Origin of the sequence: Histidinibacterium aquaticum (genome assembly GCF_008710275.1) — a bacterium.
In the GTDB taxonomy this organism is placed as follows: Bacteria; Pseudomonadota; Alphaproteobacteria; order Rhodobacterales; family Rhodobacteraceae; genus Oceanicola; species Oceanicola aquaticus.
Genome location: NZ_VYQE01000003.1, coordinates 59,949 through 78,497, shown reverse-complemented (window position 1 = coordinate 78,497; position 18,549 = coordinate 59,949). Strand labels below are relative to the sequence as shown.

Below are 18,549 nucleotides of genomic sequence, written 5' to 3'. Positions count from 1 at the left end.
CCATGGACGCCCCAGCGATTGCCGAGCGCCGAATTCACCCGGGCTCGGACGTGCCTCTTGGTGCCACCTGGGACGGTTCTGGCACGAACTTCGCTCTCTTCTCGGCGCATGCCGAGAAGGTCGAGCTCTGCCTGTTCGACAACCGCGGCAAGCGCGAGATCGAGCGGATCGAGCTGCCGGAGTTCACACACCAGGTCTGGCACGGCTACCTGCCGGACGTGCGGCCCGGCCAGCTCTACGGCTACCGCGTCCACGGCCCCTACGCGCCCGAGGCCGGGCACCGCTTCAACCCGCACAAGCTGCTGCTGGACCCCTACGCGCTCCAGCACCGCGGGAACCTGCGCTGGCACGAGTCGCTCTTCGGCTACAAGATCGGCAACCCGCAGGAGGACCTCTCCTTCAGCCGCCGCGACAGCGCCTCGGCCATGCCCAAGAGCGTCGTCGTCGACCCGGCGCACACCTGGGGCGGCGACCGACGCCCGGACGTGCCCTGGGGCCGCTCGGTGGTCTACGAGGCCCATGTCGGCGGCATGACAATGGGCCACGAGGGGATCGAGCAGCCCCTGCGCGGCACCTTCGAGGGGCTCGCCGATCCGCATGTGATCGATCACCTCGTCACCCTCGGCGTCACCTCGATCGAGCTGCTGCCGGTCCAGGCCTTCTACGACGAGGGCCTGCTGACCGAGAAAGGTCTCGTGAACTGGTGGGGCTACTCGACCCTCGGCTTCTTCGCTCCCGCGCCGCGGTACCTCACGCAGGACGGCGGGCTGCACGAGTTCAAGCTCATGGTCCGCCGCCTGCACGAGGCGGGCATCGAGGTCATCATGGACGTGGTCTACAACCACACCGCCGAGGGCAACCAGATGGGCCCGACGCTGTCCTTCCGCGGTATCGACAACGCCAGCTACTACACGCTGGCCGACGACCCGCGCTACTACTTCGACACCACAGGCTGCGGTAACTCGCTGAATCTGCGCAATTCCCGCGTGCTGCAGATGGTCATGGACAGCCTGCGCTACTGGGTCGAGGACTGCCACGTCGACGGCTTCCGCTTCGACCTCGCCACCACGCTCGGTCGCGACCGGGACCAGTATTCCGAGCACGCGATCTTCCTCGAGGCCGTGCGCCAGGACCCGGTGCTTGCCGGGGTCAAGCTCATCGCCGAGCCCTGGGACACCGGTCCCAACGGCTACCAGGTGGGCAACTTCCCCCCCGGCTGGGCGGAGTGGAACGACCGCTACCGCGACAACACCCGCGCCTACTGGCGCGGCGACGCGGGCCTCCTGCGCCAGGTCTCGGGCAATATCCTCGGCTCGGCCGAGACCTTCGCCCACGCCGGCCGCCGTCCCTGGGCGAGCGTCAACTTCGTCACCGCACACGACGGCTTCACGCTGATGGACCTCGTCTCCTACAACGAGAAGCACAACGAGGAGAACGGCGAGAACAACCACGACGGCCACTCCCACAACCTCAGCTGGAACTGCGGCGAAGAGGGCGAGACCGACGACCCGGAGATCATCGAGCTGCGCGATCGCCAGCGCCGCAACCTCATGGCGACCCAGCTCCTGAGCCAGGGCACGCCGATGATCCTGATGGGAGACGAGCGCGGCCGCACCCAGAACGGCAACAACAACGCCTACTGCCAGCCGGGCCCGATCAACTGGCTCGACTGGGCTCCCTCGGAACGCAACCTGGAGTTCGAGGCCTTCACCCGCCGACTGCTGCAGGTTCGCGCCAGCCGCGGCCTCTTTCTGGCCGAACGCTACCTGCACTCGGGGCCCGACGCCCGCGCCAACCGCTTCGCTCGCTGGGTCCGGCCCGACGGCGAGGAGATGACCTCGGAGGACTGGGAGAACGACGGAAGTCGCGCCGTGGGCCTGCTGCTGCACGAGGCCACGACCTACCTGCTGATGCTGATGAACGCCTCGGACGTGGACATCGAGTGCACGCTCCCCGGCGACGCGGGCCGCACATGGCAGGTCCTCGTCGATACGGTCGAGGGCCTCGCCGACCCCGAGGGCGAGACGAGCGTGCAGGGCGGCGCGCTGACGCTCTCGTCCCGCTCGCTGCTGCTGCTTGAAACCGGACGCGATCTGGAGAACGGACGTGATGAGTGACCCCCGTTACACCTGGGGCGCCCAGCCCGCCGGCGACGGCCGTTGGCGCTTCGCCCTCTGGGCTCCCGGCTGCGAAGAGCTGAACCTCCACCTCGCCGGCCGCGAGTACCGGATGCACCCCGATGGCCGTGGCTGGTTCGAGCTGGAAGCCGAGGCGCAGGAGGGCGACGCCTACGAGTTCGTCCTGCCCGACGACACCCGCGTTCCCGATCCCGCGGCCCGCCGCCAGAAGGGCGACGTGCATGGCCCCTCGCTCCTCACGGCGCCGCGCATCCCGCCCGCGTGGGCGGGCCGCCCGTGGGAAGAGGCGGTGATCTACGAGCTGCACGTCGGCACCTTCACCGAAGAGGGCACGTTCCGCGCCGCCATCGGAGAGCTCGACCGGCTGGCGGAGATCGGCATCACCGCGATCGAGATCATGCCCGTCGCCCAGTTCGGCGGCGACCGGGGCTGGGGCTACGACGGTGTGCTGCCCTACTGCCCCCACAACGTCTACGGCACGCCCGACGACCTCGCGGCGCTGGTCGAGGCGGCGCACGAGCGCGGGCTGATGGTGCTGCTCGACGTGGTCTACAATCACTTCGGCCCGGACGGGAATTACCTCAACGCCTATGCGCCCGACTTCTTCGACCCGGCCCGGACCACACCCTGGGGCGCGGGGATCGACTACCGCAAGCCCGCCGTCCGCCGCTTCTTCATCGAGAACGCGCTCTACTGGCTGACCGAGTTCGGCTTCGACGGTCTGCGGCTCGATGCCGTCGACCAGATCGCCGACCCCTCGGAGTACGAGCTGCTGGCCGAGCTGGCCGTCGAGGTCCGCGAGACACTGGGCGACCGCCCGGTGCACCTGACGACCGAGGACAACCGCAACGTCACCCACCTGCACGAGCGCGGGCCGGACGGCGAGGTCTCCCTGCACACCGCAGAATGGAACGACGACCTGCACAACGCCGCCCATGTCCTCGCCACCGGCGAGACCGAGGGCTATTACGGCGACTTTGCCGTGGATCCGCTGGGTCTCATGGGCCGCGCCCTGGCAGAGGGCTTCTCCTTCCAGGGCGAGCAGGGCCGCGGCGCGCCCTCCGGGCACCTGCCGCCCGCCGCCTTCGTGGACTTTCTGCAGAACCACGACCAGACCGGCAACCGCGCGCTGGGCGAGCGGCTGATCTCGCTCACCGATGCCGAGACGCTGCGGGCGCTGACCGCCACCCTGATCCTCTCGCCACATATCCCGTTGCTCTTCATGGGCGAGGAATACGGCGAGACGCGGCCCTTCACCTTCTTCGCCCACTTCGGCGGCGCGCTCGACGACACCGTCCGCACCGGCCGGCGCGAGGAGTTCGCGGGGTTCTCCGGCTTCGAGGCCGAGGACGTGCCGGACCCGATCGCGCTGGAGACCTTCGAGGGCTCCAGGCTCGACCCCGCGCGCCGCGACAGCGACAAGGGCAGGGCGATGACGGACCGCCTCCGCCACCTTCTGGCCCTGCGACGCGAGCACATCGTTCCGCGCCTGGCCGGCACCGGCGGCCACTCGGGCCGCCTTATCGAGGCCGCCGAGGGCCGGCTCGCCGTCGACTGGACGCTCGACGGCGTCACGCTCCACCTGCGCGCGGGCTTCGGCGGGGCGACCCCGCCGGAGGCGCCCGGCGAGACGATCCACGACACCGGCGGGTCCACCGCCCGCGCCATCCACTCGATCACGACGGGATAACGGCATGAAGCTGCCCACCGCCTGCTACCGCCTCCAGTTCAGACAGGGCATGGACTTCGACCGCGCGGCGGAGCTCGTCCCCTATCTCGCGGACCTCGGGATCAGCCACCTCTACGCCTCGCCGCTCTTCACGGCGCAGACCGGCTCGACCCACGGCTACGATGTGATCGACCCGGGCGAGATCGACCCCGCACTCGGCGGCCGCGAGGGGCTGGCGCGGCTCTCCGGGACGCTCAAGGAGCACGGGCTGGGCCTGATCCTCGACATCGTGCCGAACCACATGGCCTTCTCGCCCGAGACGCCCTGGCTGCGCGACATCCTGCGCCGCGGCACGGCCAGCCGCTACGTCCGCCACTTCGACATCGACCCCGCCGCCGAGCGCATCCGTCTGCCCTGGCTCACCGCCCCCTTCGAGGAGGTGGTGAAGGGCGAGGGCTTCTCCGTGGAGGACGACCCCGACGGGCCCGTCCTCGTCACCGGCGGCCTGCGCGTCGCGCTCGCCGAGACCGGCTCTCTCGAAGCCGCCCGCGGGGGCGACCCGGAGGCGATCCGCGCGCTTCACGCCGAGCAGCCCTGGAGGCTTGTCCACTGGCGCACCGAGCACGACGCGCTGTCGCACCGCCGGTTCTTCTCCGTCACCGGCCTGATCGGCGTGCGGGTCGAGGACGAGGCGGTTTTCGACGACACCCACCGCCTGCTGCTGGAGCTGGTGGATGAGGGCACCGTCGACGGCATCCGCATCGACCACATCGACGGGCTCGCCGACCCGAAGGACTACCTCGACCGCCTGCGCGCCAGGGTCCTCGAGACACCGGTCTGGGTGGAGAAGATCCTCTCCGGCCCCGAGCGGCTGCCGCCCGACTGGCCAGTGCAGGGCACCACCGGCTACGTCGTCTCCCGCGCCCTCTCGCGCCTGCTGACCGACCGGGACGGGCTGGAGCGCATTTCCGAGACCTACCGCGCCGCGACCGGCCGCACCGACTCCGTCGAGGAGGTCATCCGCCGCGCCCGCCACCAGGTCATGACCGAGGACCTCGCCGCCGAGCTCTGGACGCTGCACCGCATGTTCGCCGAGATCGCCGCGCAGGATCCGCTGGGATCCGAGTTCGGCCCCGAGACCCTGCGTGACGCCCTCCTGGAGTTCATCGCGGCCTTCCCGCGCTACCGCACCTACATGACCGCCGACAGGATCTCGGAGGCCGACGCGAAGCTCGTCCGCGATACCGCGGCCCGCGCCGAGCAACACCTGACCCAGCCCGGCGCCGTGCCCTTCCTCGCGGACGTCCTGACCCGGCCGGGCCCCGAGACCGCGCCCCTCCGCCTGCGCCTGCAGCAGGTGACCGGCGCCGCCGTCGCCAAGAGCCAGGAGGATACCTCCTTCTACCGCGAGGTGCGGCTGCTCTCGGCCAACGAGGTCGGCGGCGAGCCCGACGACGACCCCTTGGGCGTCGAGGGCTTCCATCGCGCCATGGAGCGGCGGGCCGAGCGGATGCCCCACGGCCTTTCGCTCACCTCCTCGCATGACACCAAGCGCTCCGAGGACGCCCGGATGCGCATCGCCGCCATCACCCGGGAGGCCGAGAGCTTCGAGGCCTGGTTCCGCATCTGCCGCGGCTTCGCGCCCGAGCGGCTGGACACCAACCTCGTCTGGTACGTCGCCCAGACCTTCCTCGCCATGGAGCCCGGCGACGGCGACACCGCGCAGCGGCTGGCCGACCACGTCGTGAAAGCCCTGCGCGAGGCCAAGAGCGAGAGCTTCTGGACCGCCCCCGACCTCGAACTGGAAGAGGCGGCCCAGACCTACGTCCGCCGCCTCGCCGCGCATTTCCCGCGCCACGCGCGCGAGGTCGATCCCATCGTCGCCAGCGCCGAGCGGCTCTCGCTGGTGCAGGCCGCGCTCAAGCTCACGATCCCGGGGATCCCCGACATCTACCAGGGCTGCGAGCTCGGCAACTACGCCCTGACCGACCCCGACAACCGCCGGGAGGTGGATTTCGACCTGCGCCGGGCGGCCTTCGAGAACCCCGAGCACCTGACCTCGTCGCTCGACCGGCAGAAGCTCTCTCTGACCCGCCGCCTGCTGCAGCTGAGGCGCGACAACCCCGAGCTCTTCCTATCCGGCAGCTACCGCCGGCTCCCCGCGCCGCCCGGTGTCTGCGCCTTCGAGCGGGCAGGGGGCGGCCGCCGGATGACCGCGGCGATGGCCATCTCGGGCGCGGTCGAGGCCCTCGACGAGGTGCTCGCCCCGGAGGACTGCCTCTGGCCGCCGGAGGAGCTCTCAGACGAGGCCTTCGTCCGCATCGGACTGGCTGACGCCACGGGGACCTGAGGCGACTGCGGCCGGGGATGACTCTCAGGACCGACCGTCCGGATCGGCCCCGGTGTGCTGCCGGCCATGACCCCGTGAAAGGTTAAGAAACCGTTAACCCGACGCTCGCTCCGTTCACCTGTCGTTAACCGCGTTGAGCCATGATGCCCGCCGTTTTTCCGGCAAGGGCTGATTTCATGACGATCCAGGTTCCCGAGCTTCCCATGACGGGAAGCGATCTCAAGTCCACGCTCGACGGTCTGCGCGCGCGGCAGATCCTCTCCTTCGACACCCGCGCCGGGATCGCCGCGGCGGAGGGGCTCGTGCCCGGCGATCTCTGCCGCGCGCCGGTGGGGACCTACCAGGTCGTCGCGGGCACCGACCTGGCGGCGGACGGCTCTCTCGTGATCGCCCTGGCCTCGGGCACTGCCCAGGCGGTGCGGCTGCCCACGAGCCAGATGCCGCATCTCGCCGCGCTCCCCGACGATCCGAGACCTGCCGAACTCTTCCCCGAGGGCGCCGTCCTGACGACGGCCGAGGGGGCCCGGATGGAGGTGCTCTCGCCGACAGAGACCGGTCCGCAACTCGCAACGGCGGGCGGGGCGCGGCTCCGGCCCGTTGCGGGGCAGGCGATCACGCCCGAGATGTTCGGCGCCCGCGGGCAGGGGGCGGAGGATACCTCCGCGCTCGTGGCCCTCGCCGCCTTCGCGGATACCTTCGCCGACCGGCTTGATCTCGTCCGGATCGACGGCACGCACCGGCTCACGAAGACCCTGCAGTTCACCGCCCCCGGCCTGCGGATCACCGGGGCCGGGCGTTTGATCAAGGGCGGCCCCATTGCCACGGGCAGCCTCAGCGAGACCGACGGCTTCTCTTCCGCCGCGCTCGTCACGCTCGCGGGCGCGGGCCAGCATCTCTCCGGCCTGACCCTCACGGACGAGGACGGGATCGACGGCGCGACGAATGGCTATGGCCGGGCGCTGGCGGTCTGCGCGTCGGACGTCACTGTCGAGGGCGTGACCTGCGTCGACTGGGTGAACGGGATCGAGGTCGCCTGGTCCGACACCGGCTTCGTCGCGGGGGCGGAGAACTGGTCGGGGACCGAGCTCTCCGGCGCCCGCATCACCGGCTGCCGCGTCACCTGCCGTCCGCATCACGACGACCAGACGTCGGAGGGGTGCGGCATCCGCTCCTTCGGCTCGGACAACAGGATCACCGGCAACCGGGTTACGGCCGACGAGGCCCACGGCCCCGGACTGCGGCTTCTGCACGGAATCAAGGTCGAGGCCCTGAGCGCCCGCCGCCCCGGTACGCCCGCGCTCGACGACAGCCTGGGCGTCGTCTCGGGGAACTGCGTCACCGGTCCGTTCCGCCACAATCTCTACGTCGAGGGACTCGCCGGGGGGACTGTCACCGGCAACACCTGCCGCCGCTCCGGGCGTGACGGCATGGTCGTCGCGGGGGCCGAGATCACCGTGGCCGACAACGTGGTGGACGCGGGCGGATACCGCGACAGCAACGACGCCTACGGAATACGCGTCCAGTCCGGCAAGGCACTCAGTCTCACCGGCAACGTGATCCGCCCCTGGCGCAACGTCTCCGGGCTGCGCGACGGTCATCACGGCCTGTTCCTCGGCCGGGGCGTGGGCCACTCCCGGGTCTCGGGCAACATCTTCACCCGCGACGGTGGCGTGCGCGCCGTCTACGCGGTGAGCGCCGAAAGCGGCACGCTCGGCACCGGCGCGATCCAGGGCGCCGGGGGCGACCGCTTCGAGGCCGTTCCGGAGCGGCCCGCGCCCGGGACGATCCTGCTGGGGCAGGGCTCCGGCTGGTTCGAGCCGGGGGAGGTCCTGACGCAGGAGGGCAGCGACTGGACCGCCACGGTCACCGCCCGCGACGACGCGCCCGACGCGCGGATGGACCGCGGCATCGAGTGCCGCGGCATCGGTCTCACCCTCGAGGACAACCGCTTCGAACGCGGTGCCTGCGCGACCTGCGTCCAGGCCCGCTACGCCAGTGGCCTGACCCTGCGCGGCGGGGTGATGGAGGGCTTCGCCATCCGGGGCGTCCAGATCCAGGACATGAACCCCAACGGCGCCGGCGGCCCCCGGGACATCCTGATCGAGGGCGTGACCTTCCGCGATGCGCAGGACGGGACGGAGGAGGGGGTCTTCGTCTTTTCCTTCGATAACCTCCCGGAGCGGCTGCGCATCCGCGGTTGCAGCTTCGAACGCCTGTCCCGGGCTGTGAAGTTCGGGGGCCTCGACTTCGGGGCGATGCATGTGAGCCTCGAGGGCTGCGCCTTCCACGGCAACGGTGCGGACATCCTGAACCCGCGGCTCGGAGACGTGCTCTACGAGGCCTGCCCGGGGCTGAAGCTCACAGCGCAGGGCGAGGCCGTGCTGGGGACCGGGCAGCAGTCGGTCAGCGTGACACACGGCCTGATGGGAACGCCGGAGGTCGTTCTCGTGACGCCCGGAGGCGATGCCGGGGCCGTCTGGGCCGATGCGCCCGGCACCTCGTCGGTCACCCTGCGGGCCGCCGCGCCGCCCGCGGAGGACGTGCCTCTGCGCTGGCGGGCGGAGGTCGCCCGGCCGGGCTGGGCCTGACCGTTAACCCGTTGGTAACCAAGCGAGCGGTACCCCGGGGACATGACCCGCGCCGCTGGATTCCCGAAACCCGTCCACCCGGCCCGCCTCGCGCGGGACGGGGCGACGGCGCTCGCGATCAAGCTGGGGTCGGCGGGGCTGACCTTTCTCTCCCTCGTCTGCCTCGCCCGCTGGCTCGGGCCCGAGGCCTACGGCCGCTACGCCGCCGCCCAGTCCCTCGGGATGGTCCTCGCGGTCCTGGCGTCGGCCGGACTGCCCGTCCTCGCGCTGCGCCGCCTGCCGGCGCTGCTCGTCACGGGGGAGGCGCCGGTCTTCCTGCGCGCGCTCTTCGCGGGCTTCGCCCTGGCGTCGCTCGCGGTCGCGCTGCTGGTCTTGCCCCTGTCCGGCGTCCTCGCGTTATCGGGCAGCCCCTTCGCGGCGATCCTTGCGCTCGGTCTGGTTCTGGCGGTCCCCCTGGGGATGGCGGAGGTCCTGAGCCACGTTCTACGCGCACGGGGAGAGATCCTGCGCGCCCTCGCGCCGCGCGACCTGTTGTGGCGCGTTGGGCTTTGCCTGGCCGTGCTCGCCTGCCTCGCTCTCGGGATAGAGGGGTCTGCGGCCGGAGCCGTTGCCTTGGCTGCCGCGCTTCTGCTCGCCGCCCTTGGTTTTCAAAGGGTCAAGATCCGGAGTTCAGGTGATGCATCAGGGGGTTCCTGCAACTCGTTGAAAGTAATATCAGAGTCGCGCTGGATCGCGGCCGCCTCCCTCTCCGCGAGCCTATTGCCGCATCTCTCCGTCGTTGTCGTGGGCGCCGTCCTGTCCTTCGCCGAGGCCGGGCTCTTCTTCGCTGCACAGCGCACCGCGGCGCTCCTGCAGTTGCCCCTCGTCGCGGCGAACATGCGCGCCGCTCCCCTGATCTCGGAAGCTTGGGGTCGAGGGGAGGTAAGCGAAATCAGGACGATATGCGCCACTGTTGCCACGGGTTCGAGCCTGCTCGTCCTCGCCGGCCTCGCCCTCATCCTGCATTCCGGGGGCGCGATCCTGGGGATCTTCGATCCGGCCTACGCGGACCGGGGGCCGATCCTCGCGCTGCTGGCCCTGGGGCCGCTGGCCAGCGCGCTCTGCGGACCGACGGGGTACGTCATGCTGATGACGGGTCACGAGAAGGCCACGGTCGGACTCCACCTCGTGACACAGGGCGCGGCTCTCGCCTGCGTCGCGCTTGCCGGGGCCACCTGGGGTCTTCCCGGGGCGGCGGCCGGCACGGCGGCGGGGCTCGCAGGCTGGAATCTCGCGGCGGCCGTCTGGGCCCGCCGCAAGCTGGAGATCGACCCCACGGTCCTCTCCATCCTCGGTCCCCGGAGACACCATGCGCACTAGGCCCTTCCCCGACTTCGTGATCCCGGGCGCGATGAAGTCCGGGACGACCTCGCTCGCCCGGCTTCTCGCGGCGCTGCCGGACGTGACCTTCGCCCGCCCCAAGGAGCCCACGCTGATGATGGGCGCCGGCTATGCCGCCCAGAACCCGGCCCATGTCTTCCCCCCGCCCGAGCGGCTGGAGGAGACCTATGCCCGTGCCTTCGGCCGCGCCGGGGACGATACGCTCTGGGGCGAGGCGAGCACGGCCTATTTCAGCGACGCGCAGAGCCCCCGGATGCTCGCCGCCCGCAATCCGGAGGTGAAGGCTGTCGTCCTGCTCCGCGCGCCCGCGGCCCGGGTCCGGTCGGCCTATCACTTCTCGCGCGGCACCCTGCGGGAGAGCGCGCCGACGCTGGAGGCGGCCCTCGAGGACGAGATGGCGGGGGGACGGGACGGGTACTGGCCGACGCTCAGGCACCTCGACTACTCCCGTTATTCCAGGCATCTGGCCCGCTGGCAGGCGCAGCTTCGTCCCGGCCACCTGCACCTGCTGGAATTCGAGCGCTTCACGCGGGAGCCGCTCGCCGCGCTGCGGGAGGTCTGCGCGTTTCTTGGCGTGCCGGAGCCCGACGCGCTGCCCTGTGCGCCAAGCGCGAACGCGACGGTCGCCGAGGTCGACGGCTGGCGCGGGGCGGCGATGCGGGGGCTCTACGGACGCTCCCCGGTCAAGCGGGTGCTGAAGCCGCTGCTGCCGGTGGGGCTCAGGAAAGGGCTCAAGACAGGCGTTCAGGACATGGTTGCGCGGGGCGCGCCTCCGGTGCCGCCCCCGGGGCCGAGGGCCCGGGCGATCCTCGAGGCAGAGCTATCGGGCGTGGCGGCGGAGCTGGAGGGCGGTTTCGGCTTCCGCCCGATGCACTGGGGTGCCGCGTGAGCCGGGTGCTGCACCTCATCCCGCGGCTCGTTCAGGGCGGGGCGGAGACGCTGCTGGTGCGCTACCTGAGCGGCCAGACGATCCATTCCCATCGCTGCGTAACGCTTTTTCAAGACAACGATGCCAGGATGGCGGAGCAGCTTGGCGACAGGCTCGAGGCGCGGCGCTGCAGGGGCTACGCCGATGTGCTGCGGGACATGCCATGGGTCCGGCGGCGGCTGGCGATGCTCTCGCCCGACGTGGTGGTCGCCTGGATGTACCACGCGGGCGTCATGGCGCCCTGGCTGGCGCCGCGGGGCGTGCCGGTGCTGGCCTACCTGCACAACACCGACCTCAAGCCCGGGTCGAAGCGGCTGGAGCGCGCGGCGCAGCGGGCCTTGGGGCGGATTGCGAAGGGGGCCGGGCGGCACCTGCTCTATAGCGGCGCGGAGTCGCAGGCGCTGCACGAAGGGCTGGGATACCCGGCAGGGCGTTCGGCGGCGATCCCCAACGGGATCCCGACAGAGCTCTTCGCGCCGGACGCCGCCGACCGCGCGGCGATCCGGACCGAGCTGGGGCTCACGCCGGAGGAACGTGTCTTTGGCTGCTTCGGCCGGTTCGACCCGCAGAAGAACTGGCCGCTGGTGCTCGACGCCGTGGCGTGCGCGGCTGATGTGGCCCCGGTGCGTCTGCTGGCCGCCGGGCGCGGTGTCTCGCGCGAGACACCGGAGTTCGAGGCGCTGATCCGGGCGCGGGGCCTGGAAGACAGGGTCCTGGCGCTCGGCGTCCGCTCCGACATGGCGCGGCTCCACCGGGCGGCGGACGTGCTGCTCCTGGCCTCGGGCTATGGCGAGGCGCAGCCGCTCGTCGTGCTGGAGGCGCTGGCCACCGGTCGCCCTGTCATCGCCACCGATCTCGGCTCGGTCGGCGACGTCCTGCTGCCCGACCTCCCGCCGGTGCCGGTCGGAGACGCTGGCGCCTTCATCGCCACGGTCGAGGCGGCGGCGCGGGGCGATTGGCCGGGCCTCAAGCTGCCAGAGGAGCGGCTGAGAGCGCGCGTCGTGGAGCGGTTCGGGCAGGGAGCGTTCGGCCGGGCGCTCGATACGCACCTGGCGGGGCTCGCGGCATGAGGTCGGGTCCGGCCTTCAGGCTCCTGGGTGTTGCGACCGACGGGTGTCGGCGTCATGCGCCGGGACCAGATCGCCGGGCCGGGCGGGCGTGATCCGGCCCGGTCGCGTCTCCGTGGCGGTCCTGCTCGCGCTGCCGCTCTGGCCGCTTCGGGGGCTGATCGCTCCGGCGGACCACGCGGGCTATATCGACTTCGTGCAGGAGGCCGGGGGGCTGCGTGACCTCTCCGGCCTCTCGGCCAAGCTCTACGTCGGGGTCTTCTTCGACGCGGTGGAGCGGGCGATGCCCTGGCGGGTCTTCACCAACGGGGTGCTCGCGGCCTACCTGCTCTGCCTCGCCGCGGCGCTGCGGAGCCTCGGGGGGTACGCGCTCGCGCTGGTGCTGACCCTGCCGGTGATTATCCACCTCGATTACATCTCGAAGGAGGCCATCCTGGTCTTCCTGCTTCTCTGCGCCGTGGCTACCGCGCGGGGCGTCGGGCGGCGAGCGGGGCATGCCGTGCTCGTCGCGGGCCTCGCGGCCTTCGCCCTGTTCATCCGGCCCTACTACGCCCTGCCGCTGGCCGCCGCCCTGGCCGTCGCGGCTCTGGGCTGGTGGCGCGGGAGCCTCGCAGTGGGCGCGGGGCTCGCGGCGATGGCGCTCGCGTTCCCCTGGCCGCTCGCGCAGCTCGAAGCGGCCCGGGAGGCGATGTACGTCGCCAGCCAGACCCGCTTCGGCACCCGAACGATCTACCCCGGGGTGTCGCTCGACCCCGAGACGGGCCCGGCCCTGCGGGCGGTGCAGAACTACCTTGCCGTGCTCCGGGGCTCGCTCCTGCCGGTGACCTGGACGGCCACGGTCAAGGACCTCTACGCGCAGGTCTTCGCGCTGGCCTTCGTCGCGCTGGCGCGGGGCGCGGTGCGGCGGGGGGACCCGCTCTTCGCCGGCTTCGGGGTCTTCATGGCGCTGACGGTGCCCTTCTTCAGCCCGGACCTCGGGACCAGCCTGCGGCATGTCGCGGCAGCGGCGACCTTCCTCTGGGCGGCGCTGGCGCTGGGGCGGGCGGGGGAGAGCCGGGCTGGGGGAAGCGCGATGCAGATCCTCCCGGTGCTGCCATGAGCGCGCTGCCGGACGTCGTCTTCGCCGGTCCGCTCAAGACCGGGACCAGCTGGATCCAGGCCTACCTCGAGGAGCGGGGTGACGTGCGGCTGCCGCGCGGCTGCAAGGAGACCTTCCATTTCGACCGCCATGCGGGCCGGGGGCTGGGGGTCTACCGGGCGATGTTTCCCGGGGGGGCGGGCCCCTGCGTGGAGGTCGCGCCGAGCTATGTTGGGGGCGCCGCGCTGGCGCGCCTGGCGGAGGCGCTGCCCGGGGTTCACGTCGTGCTGACCCTGCGCGACCCGGTCCGACGGACGCTGTCGCAGTACCGGCATGAGGTGCGCTACGGCTACTACGACGCCCCGCTCGCGGCGCATCTCGCGCTCGGGGACCCGGTCATCGCCCTCAGCCGGTACCCCGAGGTGGTGGAGCGGGCGCTCGCGCTCTTCGGGGCGGAGCGGGTCCACCTGCTGGAGATGGAGGAGCTGGTCGAGGCGCCCGAGCTTTTCTGCCGCCGGATCGCCGCTGTGCTGGGCCTGCCGGAGCGGGCGCCCTCCGCGGAGTTGGTCGCGGCCCGGCGAAACGCGGCGCGGGTGCCGCGCTGGCCTGCGCTTTCGCGGCTGGCGACGCGGGGTGGTGATACCCTCAAGGCCGCCGGGCTGCACTGCGTCACGCGGGGCGCGCGCCGCCTGGGGCTGCGGCGGCTGCTGGAGCGGGAGGGTCCGGGCGAGGCGCCACGGCCCGGGGACCTCTCCCGCATCGAGGAGTTGCTGGGCTTCTCCTACCCGGACTTCCTGGCGGAAAGAGCGGGGCTGATCCCGGCGCCGGTGGGTGAGGGCCGGGCGGCCTCGACCATCTGCGCGGAGATTTCCCGGTGAAAGCGCGCCACGTCGAACCGCGCGGCCCAGGCCGCCCGGCAGGCCGGTCGCATGGCGCGCAGTCGGGCGGCGTCGAGCGTGGCGAGGCGGCGCCCCCAGCTCTCGACGCAGAGCGGAAGGACGTGGCCGGTCACGCCTTCCTCGACCAGATCTGGCAGGCCCGCGCGGTCCGAGCAGATCACCGGCGTGCCGTTGCGCAGGGCCTCGGGCAGCACCAGCGGCAGGCCTTCCCAGCGCGAGGGCAGGACCACGGCATCGACGGAGCGGTAGAGGTCGTCGATCCGGCCCGGGTCGACCCATCCGAGCGGCTCCGCGCCCTCCGGCAGATCGGTGGGGATGCCGCCGCGCACGACGGCCCCGGCGAGGTGGAGACGCAGGTCGGGCCGGTCCCGGCGGGCGCGGGCGAAGGCCTCGAGCAGCAGGTCGAGCCCCTTCTGCCGGTCGAAGCGGCCGACGAAGAGCAGGTTCAGCCCGTCGCCGAAGAGATCGCTGCGCGCGTCGGGCACGGGGGGCGGAACGGCGTTCTCCACCACCACCTGCCGGCCGCCGTAGCCGAGATGCCGGGCGAGCGCGGCGTCGTTCCGGGAGACGTTCACGGTGCGGTCGGCGAGGCCGGCGAGGCGCGATTCCAGCGACCGGATGGCCCGGTCGCGCGGGCCCGTCCCGGAGAACCGGTGCGCGGCCCAACCGTGCGGACAGTAGAGGACCGGCACATCGGGCCGGACGAGGGCGAGGGCCAGGAGGGAGAGGGTCGAATGCAGGTAGAGAAGATCGGGCGCGCACTCGCGGACCGCGCGTCGCAGATGCCGGGCGAGGGCGAGCACCGCGCGGGGGCCGCGGGCGGTTTCCGGGTAGGTCAGGATGCGGGGATCCTCAGGCAGGTGCGCCCGCTGGCAGGACGGGACGAGGGCCTTCTGGTCGAAAGCGTCGCGGGGCAGGTCCAGGCACATGCGGAGGTAACCGGCGATACCGCCCTGGACGGTTTCGGCGACGTGAAGGACTGTATGCGGCATCGGAGCCTCCGTTGGGGATGCCAGCGGAGTGCGGGGCGGCCGGTCGTCGGGCAAACCCGGGAGGGCCCGGCCGGACAGGATTCCCGGATCGGACAGGGCTCCGCATCCGGACCCGTCGCCGTCACGGCCCGCCTTCGGCCCGCAGATGCTCGGGATGGGGGCGTCTCTTCGTCCAGCCGTCGGTTTTTGGACCTGCGGCCATGACCGACCGTCCGCTCTCCCCCCGCCGAATCACGCCGGTGCTCTCATCCCGGCCGGAGGTCACGCTCACGGTGGAGCAGGCGCTCGGCGCCGTGCGGCGGGCGCCCTGGCTGGTGGTCTCGGTCACTCTGGCCGCGCTGGCCCTCGGCGCGCTGCAGGCCTTCGTCCTCGCGGTGCCGGTCTACAGGGCGACGGCGGTCGTGATGCTGGAGACCGCGCAGCCTCAGATCGTGGACCTGCCGGGTATCGCGCAGGGGCTGACGGGCGAGTCCGCCGAGATCAACTCCGAGGTCGAAGTGCTCCGCGCGCGGGGTCTGCTGGGCGAGGTGGTGGACCGGCTCGCCCTGACGGAGGACCCGGAGTTCAACCCGGCGCTCGAACCAGCGGGCCCTGTCCCGCGCCTTCTGGCGCGGTGGGACCGTGCGGCTCCCGCGGGCCCGGAGGCGGTCCGCGCCGAGGCGGTGGAGCGGCTGGGCCGGGCGCTCTCGGTCCGCAACCTGCCGCAGACGCATGTCTTTCGCGTGTCGGCCGAGACGCGTGACCCGGTGAAGTCCGCGCGGATCGCGGACGCGGTGGTCGCGCGCTACGTCGAGGGACAGCTCGAGGTGAAGCTGGCGGCGCTGACCCAGGCGGAGGACTGGCTTCGGGCGCGCGTGGCGGAACTGCGGTCGCGCCTGGAGGAGGCCGAGGCGGAGCGGGCGCGGTCGGGGACGGCCACGGACCTCGTCTCGGCAGAGGCGCTGGCCGGGCTGGAGCGTCGCCTGAAATCGCTGCGGGACCGGATCGACGAGACCGAGGCGGCGCGGGACGTCGGTTCGGAGGCCCTGCGAGCCCGGACGGTGCAGCAGCTCGACGCGCTGCGGGCCTCCGAGGCGGAGCTCAAGGACCGGATCGACCGGCAGAGCGAGGACCTGATCGCGCTGCGCCAGCTGGACCGGGAGTCCGAGGCGATCCGCACGCTCTACGAGTACTTCCTGGCGCGGCTGAACGAGACCTCGGCGCAGAGGGGGATGCAGCAACCCGACAGCCGGATCCTCTCGACGGCAGCGGTGCCGCGGGGGCCGTCGGCGCCGGACCGGCCGAAGATTCTTGCGCTGGCCGGGCTACTGGGGCTCGCGCTCGGCGTCGTGCTGGCGGTGCGGCGCGACCTGCGGCGGGACGGTTTCCCGAGCGGTGCGGCGCTCGAGGACCATGCGGGCCTGCCGGTGCTGGGCGAGATCCCGCAGGTCCGGGTGCGCGGGCGGCGGGCGCTGCTGCGCTACCTCGTGGACCATCCGACCTCCGCCGCAGGGGAGGCGGTGCGCTCTCTGCGGACCTCGCTCGCGCTGGCCGATCCGGAGGGCGCGGCGCAGGTGCTGGTGGCGACTTCGGCGGTCCCGGGCGAGGGCAAGACGACCATGACGCTCGCGCTGGCCCACCAGCTCGCGGGGCTCGGCAAGCGGGTCGTCGTGGTCGAGGGCGACCTGCGGCTGCGGACCTTCGGGTCGTACTTCGACGGGCTGCCGGAGGCTGGGCTCGCGCAGTACCTGAGGGACGAGGCGGGGATCGACGGCGTCATCCAGGGCGCACCCGGCTTTGGGGCGGACCTGTTGTCGGCGGGCGGAACGCTGCCGGCGCCCGGGGACGCCTTCCACTCGGAGCGGTTCAGGGCGCTGCTCCGCGAACTTCGGGCGCGATATGACCTCGTGCTGATCGACACGCCGCCGGTCCTCGCGGTGCCCGACGCGCGGCTCATGGCGCGGCAGGCGGACGCGGTTCTGGTCTCGGTCCGGTGGGAGCGGACGCAGGCGGCGCAGCTCGACCATGCCCTGCGCCTGCTTCGCGGGAGCGAGGTGCGGGTCGCGGGGCTGGTGCTCAGCCGGATGAACCCGCGCGGCGCCCGGCGATACGGCGCGGAGGCCTACGGGTCGCAGGCGGCGCGGTACTACTCGGCCTGAGGCTCAGGCGGCGGACTCCGCTTCCCAGTCCATGCGCTCGAACTCCTCGCGGAAGGCGAAGCGGGCGAGGTGGTTGTCGACGATGGCCCGCGCGCGCTGCAGCTCCTCGGCGCTTCCGGCCTCAACCTCGGCGATCAGCGCGTCGCCGGTCGCCGTGAGACGGGCGGGGCCGGTGGGGAAGGCGGCGCGGCCATGGTCGGCGTCGTAATCGACATCGACCTTGTGCGCGAAGTGCTTGCACAGTTGCTGGAGGTACTTGCTGGCATTCTGGGTGGTGAATGTGCCGCGGTCGGAGAAAGTGCCTTGCATCGGTCTTATTCCTGAGCTTCTAAGTCAGGAAAGAATCTGACGAATTGAGTCGGGTTTGTCCAGCGGTCCCGGAGCGGGCCGGCCAAGCAAGGAGACAGTGATGAGACATGCCGTTGCCGCAGTGGCGCTTTGCGCCGCCCTACCGACCGGGCTGATGGCCCAGGAGGTCGAGATCGAGACCGCTGCCGGGCCCGCGAGCGTTCCGCAGGCGCCCGAAACCGTGGCGGTCTTCGACCTCGCCGCGATCGACGCGCTCGACGCGCTGGGCGTGGAGGTGGACGGGGTGCCTGACATCACGCCGCCGGCCTACCTGGAAGAGGCCATGTCCGGCGCGGAGATCGTGGGCACTCTCTTCGAGCCCGATTTCGAGGCGCTGGCCGTCATGGCGCCCGACCTCATCGTCGCGGGCGGGCGCTCGCAGACCCAGGTCGAGCCGTTGTCGCAGGTGGCGCCCACCATCGACATGACGATCTGGGGCGCCGACCTCGTGGAGCAGGCGCAGGCCCGCGTCACGGCCTACGGCGAGATCTTCGGGCTGTCCGGCGAGGCCGAGGCGCTGAACACCGCGCTCGACGAGAAGATCGCCGAAGTCTCGGGGCTCGTCGAGGGGCAGGGCAAGGCGCTGATCCTGCTCGCCAACGGCGGCAAGATCTCGGCCTACGGCGCGGACTCGCGGTTCGGCTGGCTCCACCAGGTGGTGGGCCTGCCGCAGGCGCACGAGAACCTCGAGGCCGAGACCCACGGCGAGGCGGTCTCCTTCGAGTTCGTGGCGGAGGTGAACCCCGACTGGATCCTCGTCATCGACCGCGGCGCGGCCATCGGCCAGGAGGGCGAGGCGGCTCAAGCCACGCTCGACAACCCGCTCATCGCCGGGACGACGGCGGCCGAAGAGGGGCAGATCGTCTACCTCGATCCCGCGCCTCTCTACCTCGCGGGCGGCGGCATCCAGTCGCTGAGTCACACGCTGGACGAACTCGCGGCGGCCTTCGGCGAGGCCAGTGGCAGCTGACGGC

Annotated in this window: 13 protein-coding genes; 11 read left to right on the top strand and 2 right to left on the bottom strand. The window is 71.9% G+C overall.

Annotated features, from left to right (window positions below; all coding sequences use genetic code 11):
* Positions 1–2 precede the first annotated feature (2 nt).
* The 9 genes from glgX to F3S47_RS09905 all read left to right on the top strand — a co-directional run bounded on the left by glgX (position 3) and on the right by F3S47_RS09905 (position 14,076).
* Complete coding sequence (glgX, locus tag F3S47_RS09945; protein WP_150445121.1) at positions 3–2,117, top strand: glycogen debranching protein GlgX; 2,115 nt, start codon at positions 3–5, stop codon at positions 2,115–2,117.
* The gene (gene treZ / locus F3S47_RS09940; protein WP_150445120.1) at positions 2,110–3,828 is read left to right on the top strand and encodes a malto-oligosyltrehalose trehalohydrolase; all 1,719 of its coding nucleotides are present in this window, start codon (positions 2,110–2,112) and stop codon (positions 3,826–3,828) included. The genes glgX and treZ overlap by 8 nt, the downstream gene beginning before the upstream one ends.
* A gap of 4 nt (positions 3,829–3,832) precedes the next feature.
* Positions 3,833–6,157 (top strand): malto-oligosyltrehalose synthase, encoded by a 2,325-nt coding sequence (gene treY, locus F3S47_RS09935; protein ID WP_150445119.1) that lies wholly within the window; start codon positions 3,833–3,835, stop codon positions 6,155–6,157.
* Between the two features lie 176 nt (positions 6,158–6,333).
* Positions 6,334–8,745 (top strand): right-handed parallel beta-helix repeat-containing protein, encoded by a 2,412-nt coding sequence (locus F3S47_RS09930; protein WP_150445118.1) that lies wholly within the window; start codon positions 6,334–6,336, stop codon positions 8,743–8,745.
* 42 nt (positions 8,746–8,787) lie between these two features.
* A complete protein-coding gene (locus tag F3S47_RS09925; RefSeq protein ID WP_150445117.1) occupies positions 8,788–10,104 on the top strand; it encodes a lipopolysaccharide biosynthesis protein in 1,317 nt (438 codons plus the stop codon).
* On the top strand, positions 10,094–11,014 hold the full coding sequence (locus tag F3S47_RS09920; RefSeq protein ID WP_150445116.1) for a sulfotransferase family protein: 921 nt from the start codon (positions 10,094–10,096) through the stop codon (positions 11,012–11,014). Before F3S47_RS09925 ends, F3S47_RS09920 begins: the two co-directional genes overlap by 11 nt.
* Positions 11,011–12,123 (top strand): glycosyltransferase, encoded by a 1,113-nt coding sequence (locus F3S47_RS09915; RefSeq protein WP_150445115.1) that lies wholly within the window; start codon positions 11,011–11,013, stop codon positions 12,121–12,123. The genes F3S47_RS09920 and F3S47_RS09915 overlap by 4 nt, the downstream gene beginning before the upstream one ends.
* An 88-nt stretch (positions 12,124–12,211) precedes the next feature.
* The gene (locus tag F3S47_RS09910) at positions 12,212–13,219 is read left to right on the top strand and encodes a hypothetical protein (protein ID WP_150445114.1); all 1,008 of its coding nucleotides are present in this window, start codon (positions 12,212–12,214) and stop codon (positions 13,217–13,219) included.
* The gene (locus F3S47_RS09905; RefSeq protein ID WP_150445113.1) at positions 13,216–14,076 is read left to right on the top strand and encodes a sulfotransferase; all 861 of its coding nucleotides are present in this window, start codon (positions 13,216–13,218) and stop codon (positions 14,074–14,076) included. The genes F3S47_RS09910 and F3S47_RS09905 overlap by 4 nt, the downstream gene beginning before the upstream one ends.
* Here the strand turns inward: F3S47_RS09905 and F3S47_RS09900 are convergent.
* The gene (locus tag F3S47_RS09900; protein ID WP_150445112.1) at positions 13,980–15,089 is read right to left on the bottom strand and encodes a glycosyltransferase family 4 protein; all 1,110 of its coding nucleotides are present in this window, start codon (positions 15,087–15,089) and stop codon (positions 13,980–13,982) included. The two genes, F3S47_RS09905 and F3S47_RS09900, sit on opposite strands and share 97 nt — an antisense overlap.
* Positions 15,090–15,289: 200 nt before the next feature.
* Here F3S47_RS09900 and F3S47_RS09895 point away from each other — a divergent pair, with 200 nt between their 5' ends.
* Positions 15,290–17,227: a polysaccharide biosynthesis tyrosine autokinase gene (locus F3S47_RS09895; protein WP_191090147.1), complete on the top strand. Its 1,938-nt coding sequence runs from the start codon at positions 15,290–15,292 to the stop codon at positions 17,225–17,227.
* Positions 17,228–17,230: 3 nt separating this feature from the next.
* Here F3S47_RS09895 and F3S47_RS09890 read toward each other — a convergent pair whose 3' ends face one another.
* Positions 17,231–17,536 (bottom strand): DUF2218 domain-containing protein, encoded by a 306-nt coding sequence (locus F3S47_RS09890; RefSeq protein ID WP_150445110.1) that lies wholly within the window; start codon positions 17,534–17,536, stop codon positions 17,231–17,233.
* Between the two features lie 100 nt (positions 17,537–17,636).
* On the opposite strand from F3S47_RS09890, the gene F3S47_RS09885 reads away from it, so the two are divergent.
* On the top strand, positions 17,637–18,545 hold the full coding sequence (locus tag F3S47_RS09885; RefSeq protein ID WP_150445109.1) for a siderophore ABC transporter substrate-binding protein: 909 nt from the start codon (positions 17,637–17,639) through the stop codon (positions 18,543–18,545).
* Positions 18,546–18,549: the final 4 nt, after the last annotated feature.

What these genes read in the sequence shown, in the direction of transcription:
- glgX (WP_150445121.1), top strand. Translation starts at nt 3, where the DNA reads ATGGACGCCCCAGCGATTGCCGAGCGCCGAATTCACCCGGGCTCGGAC.
- treZ (WP_150445120.1), top strand. Translation starts at nt 2,110, where the DNA reads ATGAGTGACCCCCGTTACACCTGGGGCGCCCAGCCCGCCGGCGACGGC.
- treY (WP_150445119.1), top strand. Translation starts at nt 3,833, where the DNA reads ATGAAGCTGCCCACCGCCTGCTACCGCCTCCAGTTCAGACAGGGCATG.
- F3S47_RS09930 (WP_150445118.1), top strand. Translation starts at nt 6,334, where the DNA reads ATGACGATCCAGGTTCCCGAGCTTCCCATGACGGGAAGCGATCTCAAG.
- F3S47_RS09925 (WP_150445117.1), top strand. Translation starts at nt 8,788, where the DNA reads ATGACCCGCGCCGCTGGATTCCCGAAACCCGTCCACCCGGCCCGCCTC.
- F3S47_RS09920 (WP_150445116.1), top strand. Translation starts at nt 10,094, where the DNA reads ATGCGCACTAGGCCCTTCCCCGACTTCGTGATCCCGGGCGCGATGAAG.
- F3S47_RS09905 (WP_150445113.1), top strand. Translation starts at nt 13,216, where the DNA reads ATGAGCGCGCTGCCGGACGTCGTCTTCGCCGGTCCGCTCAAGACCGGG.
- F3S47_RS09900 (WP_150445112.1), bottom strand. Translation starts at nt 15,089, where the DNA reads ATGCCGCATACAGTCCTTCACGTCGCCGAAACCGTCCAGGGCGGTATC.
- F3S47_RS09895 (WP_191090147.1), top strand. Translation starts at nt 15,290, where the DNA reads ATGACCGACCGTCCGCTCTCCCCCCGCCGAATCACGCCGGTGCTCTCA.
- F3S47_RS09890 (WP_150445110.1), bottom strand. Translation starts at nt 17,536, where the DNA reads ATGCAAGGCACTTTCTCCGACCGCGGCACATTCACCACCCAGAATGCC.
- F3S47_RS09885 (WP_150445109.1), top strand. Translation starts at nt 17,637, where the DNA reads ATGAGACATGCCGTTGCCGCAGTGGCGCTTTGCGCCGCCCTACCGACC.